Source organism: Phaeacidiphilus oryzae TH49 (genome assembly GCF_000744815.1).
GTDB lineage: Bacteria > Actinomycetota > Actinomycetes > Streptomycetales > Streptomycetaceae > Phaeacidiphilus > Phaeacidiphilus oryzae.
In genome coordinates, this window is sequence record NZ_JQMQ01000005.1 from 4,907,051 (window position 1) to 4,923,460 (window position 16,410).

Genomic DNA, 16,410 nt, shown 5'->3' on the forward strand with positions numbered 1-16,410 from the left:
CGGGGCCGGGCGGCCCCGCCGGCTCAGCTGAAGCGCCGCAGGCGCAGGGAGTTGGTGACCACGAAGACCGAGGAGAAGGCCATCGCCGCACCCGCGATCATCGGGTTGAGGAGCCCGAAGGCGGCCAGCGGGATCGCTGCCACGTTGTAGCCGAAGGCCCAGAAGAGGTTGCCGTGAATGGTGGCCAGCGTCCGGCGGGACAGCCGTACCGCGTCCGCCGCGACCCGCAGGTCGCCGCGGACCAGCGTGACGTCCGCGGCCTCGATCGCCGCGTCCGTCCCGGTGCCCATGGCCATCCCCAGGTCCGCCTGGGCCAGCGCGGCGGCGTCGTTGACGCCGTCCCCGACCATCGCGACCGAGCGCCCGGCCGCCTGGAGCCGCCGCACCTCGGCGACCTTCTCCTCCGGCAGGACCTCGGCGACGACGTCCTCCGCCGGGATGCCGACCTCGCTCGCGATCGCCTCCGCCACGGGCCTGGAGTCGCCGGTCAGCAGCACCGGCCGCAGGCCCAGGCCGCGCAGCTCGGCGACGGCCTGACGGCTGGTCGGCTTCACCGCGTCGGCGACGGTCAGCACCGCGCGCGGCTCGCCGTCCCAGCCCACCGCGATCGCGGTGCGCCCGGCCGCGGCGGCCGAGGCGACCGCCTGGGCCAGCCGCTCGGGCAGCGGCTCGCCGGACGGGCGGAGGAGGGCCTCCCGGCCGGCGGCCACGGCGCGGCCGTCCACGGTGCCCTCGACGCCGAGCCCGGGCCGGTTGCGGAACCCCGCCACCGGTGGGAGGCCGCCCAGCCGCTGCCGGGCGGCCGCGGCGACGGCGCGGGCGATCGGGTGCTCGGAGGCGTCCTCCAGGGCGCCCGCCAGGCGCAGCACCTCCTCCTCGGACAGGTCGTCGGCGGCCGTGGTGACGGAGCGGAGGGCCATCGTGCCGGTGGTGACGGTGCCGGTCTTGTCCAGCACCACGGTGTCGACGGAGCGGGTGGTCTCCAGCACCTCCGGGCCCCGGATCAGGATGCCCAGCTGAGCGCCCCGGCCGGTGCCGACCATCAGCGCGGTCGGGGTGGCCAGCCCGAGGGCGCACGGGCAGGCGATGATCAGTACCGCGACGGCCGCGGTGAAGGCGTCCGCGGCGCCCCCGCCGACGAGGAGCCACCCGGCCAGGGTGGCCAGGGAGACGGCGATCACCGCCGGCACGAAGACCGCGGAGATCCGGTCGGCCAGCCGCTGCGCCGCGGCCTTGCCGTTCTGCGCCTCCTCGACCAGCCGGGCCATCCGGGACAGCTGGGTGTCCGCGCCGACCCGGGTGGCCTCGACGACGAGGAGCCCGCCGGCGTTGACCGTCGCCCCGGCGACCTGGTCGCCGACGCCGACCTCGACGGGGACGGACTCGCCGGTGAGCATCGAGGCGTCCACCGCCGAGCCGCCCTCGACCACCCTCCCGTCGGTGGCGATCTTCTCCCCGGGACGCACCACGAACCGGTCCCCGACGGCGAGTCGGGAGGCCGGCACGGGCACCTCGCGGCCGTCGCGGAGCAGCACGGCGTCCTTGGCGCCTAGTTCCAGCAGCGCCCGCAGGGCCGCCCCGGCGCGCCGCTTGGAGCGTGCCTCCAGCCAGCGGCCGAGGAGGATGAAGGCGGTGACCCCGGCGGCGGCCTCCAGGTAGAGGGTGGAGGACGGGTTCCGGTCGCCGAGGGTGAGGTCGAAGCCGTGCCGCATCCCCGGCATCCCGGCGTCACCGAGGAACAGCGCCCAGACCGACCAGCCGTACGCGGCCAGCGTGCCGACCGAGACCAGGGTGTCCATGGTCGCCGCGCCGTGCCGGAGGTTGGTCCAGGCGGCGCGGTGGAAGGGCCAGCCGCCGTACGCCACCGCGGGCGAGGCCAGGGCGAAGCAGAGCCACTGCCAGTCGCGGAACTGCAGCGCGGGGACCATGGAGAGGACGATCACCGGGACCGCGAGGGCGGCGGTGATCAGCAGCCGTCGGCGCAGGAGATCGCCTTCGCCGAGGGCGCCGGCGCCGGCCTCGCCGGGCCGGTCAGCGGATCGGCCGCCGGGCTCCGGGGCCGCCTCCGGGGGCGGGGGCGGCGCCGGGAGCTCGGCGGTGTAGCCGGTGCGTTCGACGGTGGCGATCAGGTCCTCGACGGCCACCCCGGGGGCGTAGTCGACGGCGGCCTTCTCCGTGGCGAAGTTGACCGTGGCCGTCACGCCCTCCATCCGGTTGAGCTTCCTCTCGACCCGGGCGGCGCAGGAGGCGCAGGTCATGCCGCCGATGGCGAGTTCGACGCGATGCTCGGTGAGGGTGCCCATGGGGTGGTCCCGTCCTTCCGGGTCGTCAGACGCGGCCGACCAGCTCGTAGCCGGCCTCGTCGACGGCGGCGCGGACGGCCTCGTCGTCGAGGGGGGCCTCGGCGGTGACGGTGACGATGCCGGTCTCGGCGTCGGCGGTGACGGCGGAGACACCGGGAAGCTCGGAGAGCTCCTGGCTGACGGCGTTCTCGCAGTGGCCGCAGGTCATGCCGGTGACCTTGAAGGTGGTCGGTTCGGCGGTCATGTCGGTACCTCCGTGTCTGGGATCCGTCTCTCTCTCGACAAGGAACCACCATACCCCCTAGGGGTATTCCTGGCCGGGCCGCCACTCGCCGAGAACTCGACGCTAGCGCCCGGGCGCTACAGCGGGAGGAGGTCCGGGCGCTTCGCGGTGACGGTGTCGCCGGAGGATTCGCCCCGGAGGCGGCGCCCTATCCAGGGGACCAGGTGTTCGCGGGCCCAGCGGAGGTTCTCGCGGCGGCGGGCCGACGGGGAGATCCACGGCAGGGGGTCGGTGAAGGGCTCGAAGGGGTCCCCGACCCCGTCGAGGCCGAGCCGCAGTGCCGCCAGCCGGGCCACCCGCTCATGTCCGGCGGGAGCCAGATGGAGGCGGTCGTGGCTCCAGGCCCGCTGGTCGTGCAGCGGCTTCAGCGACCACAGGTCGACCGTGGTCAGCCCGTGCCGGTCGCAGATCGCCCGCAGATGGCTGTTGTAGGTCGCGACCTTGCCCCTGATGAGGCTGAGCACCAGCGCGTTCCGGGTGTCGAACCCTGTGCAGACCAGCACCCGCGGGGTGATCTCGAGCAGCTGGGTCACCGCCGCCTCGAACCGCTCGGCCAGTGCGTCCGGATCGCTGCCGGGCCGCAGGATGTCGTTCCCGCCGGCCGTGAAGGAGATCAGGTCGGGCTTCAGCTTCCGCACCCGCGGCAGCTGCTCGGCGATGACCCCGTCCAGCAGCCGGCCGCGCACCGCCAGGTTGGCGTACCGGAAGCCGGCCGGGTCGGGGGAGTTCTCGGCGAGGGCCACGGCCAGCCGGTCGGCCCAGCCGACGAAGCCGTCACCGGCTGCGGAGGGGTCGTTGAGGCCCTCTGTGAAGCTGTCGCCGAGCGCGGCGAAGGAAGTGATCTCGGACATGCCTGAATCTTTCACCTGCTGAAGTTACCTACGCCATCGTAAGCGGGTGCCGGAGGCGGTGAGATCCACCACCCACCCCGGTTCAGAAGTCCTCGGGCGGGGTCGGCCCGCCCCTTCTCCCCGGGGTCAGCCTGTGGCGCAGCTCCGCGCGGAGGCCGGCCGGGACGGCGAGCGCGGCCGGGTACGCGCGCCGCAGCCACAGCAGGCCGAGCACCGCCGCGAGCACCAGGCCCACGCCGCTGAGGAGGTTGAAGACCTGGGTCTGGACGGGGGTGGCGTGTGCCTGGTCCAGGTACCCGTAGCCCTGCAGCTGGTCGCCGCTGAGCGCGGTGCCGGTGGTGATCAGCGCGGTCAGCCAGACCGCGATCCCGGTGGTGCTGTCCCAGAACGCGTGGAGGGCGCTCACCCCCAGGAAGGTCAGCACGATCGGCCGGTTGACGGTGAACCGGGTGCCGAGCCGGTACTCGAAGAGGACCGCGCCGAGGAGGCCCGTCCACAGCCCGTGCCCGACCGGGGCGAGCACCCCGCGCAGCGCCTCGGTCTCCACCAGGCCGCGCAGGTCGAGGCCGCGCACCGAGATCGCCGCGTCCAGCGCGTAGCCGGCGGTCTCGAAGGCGGCGAAGCCGAAGCCGACGGCGGCGCCGAGTACCAGCCCGGTCCGGCGCCCGGTCAGCGGCAGCCGGCGCGTGATCAGCACCAGTACGGCGGCCTTCACCGCCTCCTCGATCAGCGCCACCCCGCAGTACATCCAGACGCTGGGGTGCAGCAGGTAGTGCTCCAGCACCGAGGCGCCGAGGACGCCGATCACCCCGCCGACGGCGAAGCAGGTGACGATCGTCTGGGTGCCGATGTCCCGTCCGTAGCGCTCGTGGGCGCGGACCACGAAGGCCGCCGGGACGGTGAAGCTGCCGAGGAGGACCACGGTCGGGATGAGGTAGGTGTTCCCGGTCGCGAAGAGGACCGCGACCGCCGCCGCCCACAGCGCCGCCCCGCTGGCCAGCCAGGTCAGCCAGTGGAAGGTCGGTGGCGCGGCCGGGACGGCGTCCCGGTGGGCGGCGGCGGGCGGCGGAGCTGACATGACGTCAGGCTAGGCCGGATGGTTCCGGTTTGCCCGGTGAGTCATCTTCTGTCCGGAAAAGCGAGCGGAGGTGAGTCCGCGTCAGCGGCCGAGGCCCGGCAGGGCCGGGGTGCCCTCCTTGCGGACCGCGTCCAGCGACCGGGGGTCGAGGCCGAGGAGCTTCAGGATGGTCGGCGCGATGGAGGTGGTGTGGACGGTGGCGTCCACCTGCCGGCCGGCGGCCGCCCCGGCGCCGGAGACCACCAGCGGCACGGCGAGGTCGTCGGCGTGGGCGCCGCCGTGCTCGGCGATCTTCGAGGTGCCGCCGGTGTAGACGACGCCGTACTGGCCGATGCCGAAGACCTGCGGCACCCGGTCGTCGTTCACCGAGGTCCCGAAGTACTTCGCGGCGGCGGCGCCCGCGTACACCGTCTGCAGCCCGCCCCGGGTGAAGGCCTTCGGCTTGCCGTTGACGTCGTTGCCCTGGCCGGACTGGGCCAGCAGGTACGACCTGGCGAAGTCGGCGGCGGCCTGGGAGCGGTCGTTGAGCCAGAGCAGCATCCCGTCGTCGTCCGCGGAGTGGGCGACCAGCGGCTGGGCCGCGGACGGGTGGGCCTTCTTCCAGGCGGCGTCGAGGCCGTCCAGCAGCGGGCCGTCGTCGATCCGGGTGAGCGCGGCCGGGTCGGTCGGGGACTGGCCGTGCTTGGCGGAGAGGATCACCGTGGTCGTCCTCGCCAGGCCGGCCTTCTGGATCTCCGAGAGCATCCGGCCGACCTGGGTGTCGATGTACTCCAGGTTCTTGGCCAGCAGCGGTCCGGGGACGCCGGGCGCGGTGTAACCGCCCTTGAGGCCGTCCGAGACCGGCAGCTTCTCGGCGGTGGAGACCGACTGGAAGTTCATCCCGAAGACGGCGGGGGTGCCGGTGTTCTTCGTGCCGGAGTGGTCGTGGCCGGCTATCTCGTTGAGGACCGCCTGCACCTTGTAGCCGTCGTAGGTCTCGGTGGCGGCGTTGTCCTGGGTCCAGTCGGTGCCCGAGGGGTAGCCGGCGGCCTGCGAGTTGATCTCCGGCGAGAACATGTCGTCGATGCCGGAGCCGGAGGGGCCGTCGAGGATCTGGTACGCGATGTGCTTGTCCGACCAGGCGGTGTGGAGGCCGGCCTTCCGCACCACGTTGAAGACCGTGTTCACCCGCAGGTAGCCGCCGGGCAGCAGCGGCTTGCAGGTCCTGGGGTCGACCGGGAGCTTGCTCGGGTCGATGTTGCTCACCGGGTCGCCGGACATCCGGTAGATGCTGCCGGGCAGCCCTGCCAGGCCCTGGCCGGCGTCCAGCGCGTTCTTGTTCTTGTCCAGGTCCTCGGTGAGGTCGACCTCGGCGCCCGGCTTGGCCTTGGCGCAGTCGGTGGTCCCGGCCGGGAGCAGCGCGCTGCTGTAGGTGTCGTCGTAGTAGACGCCGGTGGTGCCGGGGGTGCCACCGGTGAGCTGGGCCACGGTGCCGGGGAAGGAGTCCGACGGGATGGTGGTGCGGGCCCGGGTGTACTCGGTGCCGCCGTGTGCCAGGCGGGCCAGCGCCGAGGCCGGGTGCCGGGCGATGTACCAGGCCAGGTCGGACTGGTGGAGGCCGTCCACGGAGAGGAGGAGGACGTGCTTGCTGGGAGCCGGGGCGGCGGCCGCCGAGCCGGCCGTCTGCGAGGCCGAGGCGGAGGAGGACTGCAGCGCGGCCGCTCCGGCGATCGCGCCTGCGGCGGCGATCGCTGCGGTCAGCCTGACGGTGCGTCTGGTGGTCACGGTGGCTCCTGAGAAGTCGGGGGGTGGCGGAGGCGCCGTGACATGAGTAGTGCGCGGTGATGTACGACCGGCGGACGGTCGGTTAACAGCCACGGGCGCGAGGGGATGCGGGGGTTGTGAAGGTGGTAAGACCGCCCGCGCCCGGGCCTGCGCCGGGCCCCTAGCCGGCCGCGTCGATCGCCCGCAGGATCCTCTGCTCCGACACCGGGTAGGGGGTGCCCAGCGGCTGCGCCCACAGGCTGACCCGCAACTCCTCGATCATCCAGCGGAGCTGGACCACCGACTCGTCCTCCCGGCGGTCCGGCGGCAGCGCCGCCAGCAGCTCCGCGTAGGCGTCCCGGGTCCGCTGCACGGTCGCCAGCCGGTCCCGGTCCCGCGCCGGGTTCTCGGCCAGCTTCACCAGCCGGCGCTCCATCGCCTTGAGGTAGCGGAGGACGTCCGGCAACCGCCGGGCGCCCGCCTCCGTGACGAAGCCGGGGTGGATCAGGTCCCCGTACTGCTCGTTGAGGTCGGTCAGGGCCGGCAGCAGGACCAGCGACTTCTTGATCGCCTTCAGCCGCTGCTGCACCCGGTGGGCCACCACCAGGATGTTCGCGGTCCGCACCACGACCTGCGCGGTGGCGTCGTACAGCTCGGCGCGGACCTGGTCGCGCAGCTTCCCGAAGGACTCCTCGTCCCAGGCCGGGCCGCCGCCGTCGGCGACCAGCTGGTCCACGGCGGCGTCCAGGCAGTCGGCGAAGAGGGCGTCCGTCGAGCCGTGGGGGTTGTCGGCCAGCGCGAGCTTCGCCGAGTTGCCCAGCCGGGCGGCGATCGAGTTGATCGGGGAGCTGACGGAGAGCAGCAGCAGCCGCCGGGTGCCGGTGCGCATCGCCCGCACCTGCTCCACCGGGGTCGGCAGCAGCCGGACCGCCACCGACTCGCCCGCGTCGACCAGCGCCGGGTAGCCCTTGACGCCCTTCTGCTCGAAGGTGTGCGGTAGCTCGCCGATCGTCCACTCGGTCAGGCCGGACTTCTCCAGGCCGCCCGCCGCCTTGGCGATCGCCTGCTGGGAGCGGGAGCGCAGGCGCAGTTTGAGCTGGTCCAGGTCTTTGTCTTCGGCGTCCTTGGCCAGCTTGCCGCCGGTCTTCCCGTCCACCACCCGGAAGGTGATCCGCAGGTGGTCCGGTACCCGCTCCCAGTCCCAGGACTCGTGGGGGACGGTGATCCCGGAGAGCTTCTGCAGCTCCCACTCCAGCACCTCGGTGATCGAGGCCGGAGGCTCGTCAGGGGCCGGCTGGTACGCGTTCAGACGGTCCATCAGCCGGCGCGCGTAGTCCGGCGCCGGGACGAAGTTGCGGCGCAGCGCCTTGGGCAGCGACCGCAGCAGCGCCGTCACCAGCTCCTGCCGCAGACCCGGGATCTGCCAGTCGAAGCCGATCGGCCGCACCTGGTTGAGGACGGTCAGCGGGATGTGGACGGTGACGCCGTCCTGCTCGGTGCCCGGCTCGAACTGGTAGGAGAGGTCCAGCTCCAGCTCGCCCTGGCGCCAGACGGAGGGGTAGTCGCGCTCGGTCACCGCGTCGGCGTTGTCGTTGACCAGCAGCTCGGGGGTGAAGGTCAGCAGCTCCGGCCGGGTCCTGCGGGCCTTCTTCCACCAGGCGTCGAAGTGCGCACCGGAGACGACGTCCTTGCCGATCCGCTGGGCGTAGAAGTCGAAGAGGGTCTCGTCGTCGACCAGGATGTCCCGGCGGCGGGCCCGGTTCTCCAACTCCTCGACGTCGTCCAGGAGCCGGCGGTTGTCGGCGAAGAAGCGGTGGTGGGTCTCCCAGTCGCCCTCGACCAGGGCGTGCCGGATGAACAGCTCGCGGGAGAGCTCCGGGTCGATCCGGCCGTAGCCGACCTTGCGCTGGGCGACCAGCGGCACCCCGTACAGCGTCACCTTCTCGTACGCCATCACCTGGCCGCGGTTCTTCTCCCAGTGCGGCTCGCTGTACGAGCGCTTCACCAGGTGCTGGGCCAGCTCCTCGATCCAGTCCGGCTCGACCTTGGCGGCGATCCGCGCCCACAGCCGGGAGGTCTCCACCAGCTCGGCGGCGATCAGCCAGCGCGGCTGCTTCTTGAAGAGGCCCGAGCCCGGGAAGATCGCGAACTTGGCCTGGCGGGCGCCGAAGTACTCGTTCTTCTCCGGGTCCTTGAGACCGATGTGGGAGAGCAGCCCGGCGAGGAGGGAGCGGTGGACCGCGTCCCCGTCCACCTCCTCGTGCGGGGGGTTGACGGTGACGCCGAGCTGCTTGGCGGTCTGGCGCAGCTGGGCGTCGATGTCCTGCCACTCGCGGATCCGCAGGTAGTTCAGGAACTCGGCCTTGCAGGTGCGGCGGAACTGGCTGGAGCTCAACTCCCGCTGCTGCTTGCGGAGATAGCGCCAGAGGTTGAGGTAGGTGAGGAAGTCCGAGGTCTCGTCGGCGAAGCGGCGGTGCTTCTCGTCGGCGGCCTGCCGCTTCTCCGCCGGGCGTTCCCGCGGGTCCTGGATGGAGAGCGCGGCGGCGATCACCATCACCTCGCGGACCACGCCGTTGCGGTCGGCCTCCAGCACCATCCGGGCCAGCCGCGGGTCCACCGGCAGCTGGGCCAGCTTGCGGCCCAGGGGGGTGAGCCGTTTGCGGTGGTCGCTGACCGAGGGGTCGAAGGCGCCCAGCTCCTGGAGGAGGTCGACGCCGTCCTTGATCTGCCGGCGGTCCGGCGGGTCGATGAACGGGAAGCTGCTGATCTCGCCGAGGTCGGCGGAGGTCATCTGGAGGATCACCGAGGCCAGGTTGGTCCGGAGGATCTCGGCGTCGGTGAACTCGGGGCGGGAGAGAAAGTCCTCCTCCGAGTACAGCCGGATGCAGATGCCGTCCGAGGTGCGGCCGCAGCGGCCCTTGCGCTGGTTGGCGCTGGCCTGGCTGACCGGCTCGATCGGCAGCCGCTGCACCTTGGTGCGGTGGGAGTAGCGGGAGATCCGGGCCGTGCCCGGGTCGATCACGTACTTGATGCCGGGGACGGTGAGGGAGGTCTCGGCCACGTTGGTGGCCAGCACGATCCGGCGGCCGGTGTGGCGCTGGAACACCCGGTGCTGCTCGGCCGAGGAGAGCCGGGCGTACAGCGGGAGGATCTCGGTGGACTTCAGCTTCAGGCGTTCCAGGGCGTCCGCGGTGTCCCGGATCTCCCGCTCGCCGGAGAGGAAGACCAGGATGTCGCCGGGGCCCTCGGCGGACAGCTCGTCGACGGCGTCCAGGATGCCCTGCACCTGGTCGCGGTCGCGGTCCACGGTGACGCCCGCGCCGCCCGGCTCGCCGGTGTCCTCGGCCTCGTCCACCAGGGGGCGGTAGCGGACCTCGACGGGGTACGTCCGCCCGGAGACCTCGATGATCGGCGCGTCGTCGAAGTGCTGGGAGAAGCGCTCCGGGTCGATGGTCGCCGAGGTGATGATCACCTTGAGGTCGGGGCGGCGGGGGAGCAGCTCCTTGAGGTAGCCCAGGATGAAGTCGATGTTGAGGCTGCGCTCGTGGGCCTCGTCGATGATGATCGTGTCGTACTGCCGCAGGCTGCGGTCGGTCTGGATCTCGGCCAGCAGGATGCCGTCCGTCATCACCTTGATCGCGGTGCGGTCGCCGACCTGGTCGGTGAAGCGGACCTTCCAGCCGACGGTCTCGCCGACCTCGGTGCCGAGCTCCTCGGCGACCCGCTCGGCCACCGTGCGGGCGGCGATCCGGCGGGGCTGGGTGTGGCCGATCAGACCGCGGACGCCGCGGCCCAGCTCCAGGCACATCTTGGGCAGCTGGGTGGTCTTGCCGGAGCCGGTCTCGCCGGCGACGATCACCACCTGGTTCTCCCGGATGGCCGCGATGATCTCCTCGCGGCGGGCGCTGACCGGCAGCGCCTCCGGATAGACCGGCCTCGGCAGGCTCTCCTGACGGGCGGTCAGCCGCGCCTCGGCGGCGTCCAGCTCGGCGCCGATCTCCTGGAGCAGACGGGCCCGCTTCTCCTCCTCGCGCACCCGGCGCAGGCTCTCCAGGCGGCGGCCGAGCCGGCTCTCGTCGCGGAGCGACAGCCCGGGCAGCCGGTCGAGCAGCGCCTTCAGCTCGCCGGTGGGGGCGGGGGCGGGCGCGGCGGTCGAGGTCCTGGCGGATGCGGAAGCGGAGGCGGATGCGGCGGACCGGCGGTTGCCGCGGCGGCGCCGGGGGCGGGCGGAGTCGCCGGGGGAGCCGGGGGAGCCAGGGGAGCCGGTGGCACCGGTGGGGCCGGATGTGCGCGGGTGCGAGTGTGCCGCGTCCGCGGCCGAGGAGTTGTCAGCCATTGCGCCTCCAAGCGTACGCAAGGGCGGGGGACCGCTGTCGAGCCGATATCCGGTGCGTCGGGGGAACGCCCAGGCGGGCCGGCCGGGTCCGGCGGGGGACAGCGAAACGGACTAATGGGAACTATTCGGACCAAGCGCTGAACGCGTGGCATAGTTCGAACCATGGAGCAGCAGCAGGAGTACCAGAAGCCCCGGCCCCGACTGCGCGCGGACGAGCGGATCGTCGCGGCCTCCAGGGCCGGCTGGGAGGAGTGGCGGGCCGAGCGGCTCGCGGCGGTGACCTCGCCGGAGGGCAACCTGGCGCTGATCGAGACCCGCTGGCTGACGGACGGCGAGGAGGTCGAACCGGTCTCCGCCTCCGCCGGGCTGCCGCGGACCGTCGCCGTGACCGCCGTCCGCCGCACCGACCTCGCCACCGGCGGGGCCGAGCACGGGCTGCGCTTCTGGGACTCCGCCTCCCCGGCGATCCGCGCCTTCGAGGGGATCGACGTCTTCCCGTACAACCCGGAATGGGTGCTGGAGGCGGAGTACACGCCGGTGCCGGGCGGCCGGCTGGTCCCCTTCGAGCACATCCGGGACAACGGCGGCAGCCGCGACCTCGCCGTGCCGGGCGACCTCACCTTCACGCTGGACGACGTGGACGGGGAGGCGCGCGAGTACACGCTGCACGCCTTCGACGACGAGGGCACGCTGCTGCTGGTCTTCGGCGATCTCACCAATGGGCAGGACAGCTACGGGGCCGGCCGGTTCCTCTTCGTGACCCCGATCGGAGAGGGGCGGGCGCTGCTCGACTTCAACCGGGCGTTCGTGCCGCCGTGCGGCTTCTCCTCCGAGTTCAACTGCCCGATGCCGCCCCCGCAGAACCGATTCCCCTTCCGTATCGAGGCGGGCGAGAAGCGGCCGCTGTTCCGCGCGGGCTTCACCCACTGACCGCCCGGGGGGCCGCGCGGCCCGTGGCCTACCCGCGACGCAGCCGCAGGCCCCGTGGCGTCGGGGTGAAGCCCGCCGCCTCCAGGAGGCGGCCCAGGGGAGAGGTGAGCGCCGGGTCCCCGTTGGTGCGCTCCACCGTCAGGGACTCCACCGCGCCGCCGCCCACCGCGGCGGCCAGCGCCGTCACCGCCGGCTCCAGGACCTCCAGCTCCTCGTTCCAGGCCAGCAGCGTCTTGCCGCCCCGCTCGACGTAGAGGACCAGTTCGCCGCCGACCAGGACGACCAGCGCCCCCGCCTTACGCCCCGGCTTGTGCCCGCCCCGCCGGTCGCCCGCCCCCGCCGGCGGATCCGGCCACGGCAGCGCGGCACCGTAGGCGTTCGCCGGGTCGGCGGCGGCCAGCACCACCGCGCCGGTCTCCGCCGCCGTCGCGTTCACCGCGCGCAGCCGGTCGGCGCCCCCGTCCGTGGTGAACTGGGCGGCGCCCAGCCCCTCGACGAAGTAGCCCCGCCGAGCCCGCCCGGTCTCCTCGAACGCGCCGAGGACGCGGTACGCGGCGGCGAAGCCGCCCGGCGTCCGCTCGGACTGGACGGCGCCGCGGGTGACCACCCCGTGCCGGTCCAGCAGGGTCTGCGCCCGCGCGTGCGCCCGGTAGGTCTCCTCCTGCGAGCGCGCGGGCAGCAGCGACCACCGCCCGGCCATCTTCGGATCGGTCGCGGCGGCCGCCGCCCGGCGGCCCGCGCTGCCCACCCCGTACCGCCCGCGCGGGGTCGCCCGCCGGGCGCGGTGCGCCGTGGCGCCCGCCGTGCGCCCCGAGCCGAGGAGGGCGCGCATCGGCGCGAGGGTGTCGTTGCTGACCTGCCCGGCCCAGGTCAGGTCCCAGACGGCGGTGGCCAGCTGGGACGCCGACGGCGGTTCCAGCCCCTGCGAGGTCATGGACAGCCCGACCGCGTCCGCGAGCTGCCGGAAGAACAGCCCGTACCCCGGGGCGAGCGCCTCCAGCACCGCCCGGTGCACCGGCGTGGGCTCCACCGGCAGCGGCTCGCCGAGCAGTAGCGGCGCCGAGTCCGCCGGGTAGAGCGCCACCCAGCCGTCCTTGCCGGGCAGCGCGCCGGCGCCCGCCCACAGCACCTCGCCGCTCGCGGTGAGCTCGTCCAGCATCGAACCGGTGTAGTCCCGCACCCGGGCCGGCAGCACCAGCCGCTCCAGCGCCGAGGCCGGCACGGCCGCGCCCTGCAGCTGCTCGACCGCCCGCATCAGCCCGTCGATCCCGCGTAGCCGGTGGCCGCCGCCGACGTGCTGCCACTGGGGGAGGAAGGCCGCCAGCGCGCGCGGCGGCACCGGCTCGGCCTCCTGGCGGAGCGCGGCCAGCGAGCGCCGCCGCAGCCGGCGCAGCACGTCGGCGTCGCACCACTCGCTGCCGGAGCCGCCGGGCCGGAACTCGCCGCTGACCACCCGCCCGCCGGCGGCCAGGCGGTGCAGCGCCGCGGTGGCCACGGCCGGGCCGAGGCCGAAGCGGGCGGCGGCCTCCGCCGCGGCGAACGGGCCGTGGGTGCGGGCGTAGCGGGAGAGGAGGTCGCCGAGGGGGTCCGGGACCGGCTCGGTGAAGGCCTCCGGGACGCCCACCGGCAGCGGGGTGCCGAGGGCGTCCCGCAGCCGGCCGGCGTCCTCGATCGCCGCCCAGCGCCACTCCCCGGCGACCCGGACCCGGATCACCCGGCGGGCCCGCTCCAGCTCCTCCGCCCAGGACGGCTCGGCCCCGCGGGCCGCCAGTTCGGCGTCGTCCAGCGGGCCGAGGAGGCGGAGCGCGTCGGCCACGCCCTCGGCGTCCTTGATCCGGCGGTCCGGGGTGAGCCGCTGGAGCTCGGCCTCCAGCTCGGCGAGGACGTCAGGGTCGAGGAGTTCGCGCAGCTCGGCCTGGCCGAGGAGCTCGGAGAGCAGCCGGGAGTCCAGGGCCAGCGCCGCCGCCCGCCGCTCGGCCAGCGGCGAGTCGCCCTCGTAGAGGAACTGGGCGACGTAGCCGAAGAGGAGGGAGCGGGCGAACGGGGACGGCTCGGGGGTGGTGACCTCGACGATCCGCACCCGCCTCGACTCCACGTCCCGCATCAGCTCGACCAGGCCGGGCACGTCGAAGACGTCCTGGAGGCACTCCCTGACGGTCTCCAGGATGATCGGGAAGGAGCCGAACTCGCTTGCCACCTGGAGGAGTTGGGAGGCCCGCTGGCGCTGCTGCCAGAGCGGGGTGCGCTGGCCCGGGCGGCGCCGGGGCAGCAGCAGCGCGCGGGCCGCGCACTCGCGGAAGCGGGAGGCGAACAGGGCGGAGCCGCCGACCTGCTCGGTGACGATCTGCTCCACCTCGGTCGGGTCGTAGACCACCGCGTCGGCGCCGATCGGGGCCTGGTCGACGGCGAGGTCGGGGGCCGCGCCGGGGACGGCCGCCGGCTCCTCCTCCGCGCCGGACCCCGGCGGCGGGAAGTCCCCGGGGAAGTCCATCAGGTCGGCGTCCGGCAGGCGCAGGACGATGCCGTCGTCGGCGTGCATCACCTGGGCGTCCAAGCCGTGCCGCTCGGTCAGCCGGGCCCCGAGGGCCAGCGCCCAGGGCGCGTGCACCTGGGCGCCGAACGGGGAGTGGACGACGATCCGCCAGTCGCCCAGCTCGTCCCGGAAGCGCTCGACCACGATCGTCCGGTCGTCCGGGACGTGGCCGCAGGCCTGGCGCTGCTCGTCCAGGTAGGCGATCAGATTGTCCGCCGCCCAGCGGTCCAGGCCGGCCGCGGAGAGCCGCTCCCGGGCCCGCTCCGGCGTCAGCGAGCCGAGCTCGCGGAGGAAGCCGCCCACCGCGCGGCCCAGTTCGAGCGGCCGGCCGAGGGCGTCGCCGTGCCAGAAGGGCAGCTTGCCGGGGGTGCCGGGGGCGGGGGTGACGATCACCTTGTCATGGGTGATGTCCTCGATCCGCCAGGACGAGGTGCCGAGGGTGAAGACGTCGCCGACCCGCGACTCGTAGACCATCTCCTCGTCCAGCTCGCCGACCCGGCCGCCGCCCTTCTTGCCCGCCTTCGAATCGGAGGCAGTCGAGCCGGCCAGGAAGACGCCGAAGAGGCCGCGGTCCGGGATGGTCCCGCCGGAGGTGACGGCCAGCCGCTGGGCGCCGGGGCGCGCCGAGACGGTGTGCGCCACCCGGTCCCAGACGATCCGCGGGCGCAGCTCGGCGAAGGCGTCCGACGGATACCGCCCGGCCAGCATGTCCAGCACCGCGTCGTACGCCGACTGCGGCAGGGAGCCGAACGGGGCCGCCCGGCGGACCAGCGCCAGCAGCTCGTCGGTGTCCCAGTCGTCCATCGAGGTGATCGCCACGATCTGCTGGGCCAGCACGTCCAGCGGATTGCGCGGGATGCGCAGCGCCTCGATCTCGCCGGAGCGCATCCGCTCGGTGACCACCGCCGCCTGCACCAGGTCGCCCCGGTACTTGGGGAAGACCACCCCCCGGGAGACCGCGCCGACCTGGTGCCCCGCCCGGCCGACCCGCTGCAGGCCGGAGGCCACCGAGGGCGGCGACTCGACCTGCACCACCAGGTCCACCGCCCCCATGTCGATGCCCAGCTCCAGGCTGGAGGTGGCCACCACGGCGGGCAGCCGGCCCTCCTTGAGCTGCTCCTCGACCTCGGCCCGTTGCTCCTTGGAGACCGAGCCGTGGTGGGCGCGGGCGAGCAGGGGCGGGGCCGCGCGGTTGGCCCCGGCCTGCGCCATCAGCTCGGCCGGGGACCGGTCCTCCGGCAGGGCCTCGCCGGTGCGGCGCTCGTACTCGATCTCGTTGAGCCGGTTGCAGAGCCGCTCGGCGAGGCGGCGGGAGTTGGCGAAGACGATGGTCGAGCCGTGGCCCTCGACCAGGTCGGTGATCCGCTCCTCGACATGCGGCCAGATGGACGGCTTGCCCTGGTCCGGGTTGTCCTCGGTGGGCCGGCCGCCGGTCAGCTCGCCGAGGTCCTCGACCGGGACGACGACCGAGAGGTCGAACTCCTTCTCCGAGGCCGGCTGCACCACCTCCACCTCGCGCTGCGGCGCGAGGAAGCGGGCCACCTCGTCCACTGGGCGGACGGTGGCCGAGAGGCCGATCCGGCGGGCGGGGGACGGGAGCAGCTGGTCCAACCGCTCCAGGGTGAGCGCCAGATGGGCGCCGCGCTTGGTGCCGGCCACCGCGTGGACCTCGTCCAGGATCACCGTCTCCACCCCGCGCAGCGCCTCCCGGGCGGCTGAGGTGAGCAGCAGGAAGAGCGACTCGGGGGTGGTGATCAGGATGTCCGGCGGGTGGGTGGCGAAGCGGCGGCGCTCGGCGGCCGGGGTGTCCCCGGAGCGGATCGCCACCTCGACCTCCGGCTCGGGCAGGCCGAGCCGGACGGCGGCCTGGCGGATGCCGGCCAGCGGCGAGCGGAGGTTGCGCTCGACGTCCACCGCCAGGGCCTTCAGCGGTGAGACGTAGAGCACCCGGCAGCGGCGCTTGGCGTCCGCCGGGGGCGGGGTGGCGGCCAGCTCGTCCAGGGCGGAGAGGAAGGCGGCGAGGGTCTTCCCCGAGCCGGTCGGGGCGACGACCAGGGTGTCCCGGCCGCGCCGGAGGGCGCTCCAGGCGCCGGCCTGGGCGTGGGTGGGGGCCGGGAAGGCGGCCTCGAACCAGGCGCGGGTGGGCTCGCGGAAGCCGCGCAGGGGGGAGTCCCGCGCGTCCCGCGCCTGCTGCCCGTCGGGGCTCTCGGGGTTCTCGGCCATGCCGCCCATAGTGCCTCGCGGCACTGACAGAACCGCCCAGGCGCCCTGCGCGCCGCCGGCCGCGCCGGGCTGGCCTGCGCCGTTGCCCGATCCGCGCACCTGACCAGGACGGCACGCCGGAACCGGACAT

8 protein-coding genes are annotated in these 16,410 nt (G+C 74.0%); 1 reads left to right on the forward strand and 7 read right to left on the reverse strand.

Annotated elements, in window-relative coordinates:
• Positions 1 to 23: 23 nt before the first annotated feature.
• From BS73_RS25450 to hrpA, 6 genes are all read right to left on the reverse strand, one after another.
• Positions 24 to 2,303: a heavy metal translocating P-type ATPase gene (locus BS73_RS25450; RefSeq protein WP_037576292.1), complete on the reverse strand. Its 2,280-nt coding sequence runs from the start codon at positions 2,301 to 2,303 to the stop codon at positions 24 to 26.
• A 25-nt stretch (positions 2,304 to 2,328) separates the two neighbouring features.
• Positions 2,329 to 2,547 carry a heavy-metal-associated domain-containing protein gene (locus tag BS73_RS25455; protein WP_037576295.1) on the reverse strand — a complete coding sequence of 73 codons (219 nt, stop codon included), beginning with the start codon at positions 2,545 to 2,547 and terminating at the stop codon, positions 2,329 to 2,331.
• 116 nt (positions 2,548 to 2,663) lie between these two features.
• On the reverse strand, positions 2,664 to 3,437 hold the full coding sequence (locus BS73_RS25460; RefSeq protein WP_051940537.1) for an SGNH/GDSL hydrolase family protein: 774 nt from the start codon (positions 3,435 to 3,437) through the stop codon (positions 2,664 to 2,666).
• Between the two features lie 82 nt (positions 3,438 to 3,519).
• A complete protein-coding gene (locus BS73_RS25465; RefSeq protein WP_063837063.1) occupies positions 3,520 to 4,515 on the reverse strand; it encodes a PrsW family intramembrane metalloprotease in 996 nt (331 codons plus the stop codon).
• Between the two features lie 81 nt (positions 4,516 to 4,596).
• Positions 4,597 to 6,279: an alkaline phosphatase family protein gene (locus BS73_RS25470; protein WP_037576299.1), complete on the reverse strand. Its 1,683-nt coding sequence runs from the start codon at positions 6,277 to 6,279 to the stop codon at positions 4,597 to 4,599.
• Between the two features lie 160 nt (positions 6,280 to 6,439).
• Positions 6,440 to 10,594, reverse strand: coding sequence for an ATP-dependent RNA helicase HrpA (hrpA, locus tag BS73_RS25475; protein WP_084704350.1), 4,155 nt, complete (start codon positions 10,592 to 10,594; stop codon positions 6,440 to 6,442).
• A gap of 162 nt (positions 10,595 to 10,756) precedes the next feature.
• Between hrpA and BS73_RS25480 the strand changes: the two genes are divergently transcribed.
• Positions 10,757 to 11,524, forward strand: a complete 768-nt coding sequence (locus tag BS73_RS25480) for a DUF1684 domain-containing protein (protein ID WP_084704351.1) — start codon at positions 10,757 to 10,759, stop codon at positions 11,522 to 11,524.
• Between the two features lie 28 nt (positions 11,525 to 11,552).
• Here the strand turns inward: BS73_RS25480 and BS73_RS25485 are convergent, their stop codons facing one another.
• Entirely contained in the window at positions 11,553 to 16,280 is a 4,728-nt protein-coding gene (locus tag BS73_RS25485; RefSeq protein ID WP_152617718.1) for a DEAD/DEAH box helicase, read from the reverse strand.
• Positions 16,281 to 16,410: the final 130 nt, after the last annotated feature.

Bases quoted from the DNA above. Each gene is read 5' to 3' on its own strand.
- hrpA (WP_084704350.1), bottom strand. From the start codon at position 10,594: ATGGCTGACAACTCCTCGGCCGCGGACGCGGCACACTCGCACCCGCGC.
- BS73_RS25465 (WP_063837063.1), bottom strand. From the start codon at position 4,515: ATGTCAGCTCCGCCGCCCGCCGCCGCCCACCGGGACGCCGTCCCGGCC.
- BS73_RS25480 (WP_084704351.1), top strand. From the start codon at position 10,757: ATGGAGCAGCAGCAGGAGTACCAGAAGCCCCGGCCCCGACTGCGCGCG.
- BS73_RS25485 (WP_152617718.1), bottom strand. From the start codon at position 16,280: ATGGCCGAGAACCCCGAGAGCCCCGACGGGCAGCAGGCGCGGGACGCG.
- BS73_RS25450 (WP_037576292.1), bottom strand. From the start codon at position 2,303: ATGGGCACCCTCACCGAGCATCGCGTCGAACTCGCCATCGGCGGCATG.
- BS73_RS25455 (WP_037576295.1), bottom strand. From the start codon at position 2,547: ATGACCGCCGAACCGACCACCTTCAAGGTCACCGGCATGACCTGCGGC.
- BS73_RS25460 (WP_051940537.1), bottom strand. From the start codon at position 3,437: ATGTCCGAGATCACTTCCTTCGCCGCGCTCGGCGACAGCTTCACAGAG.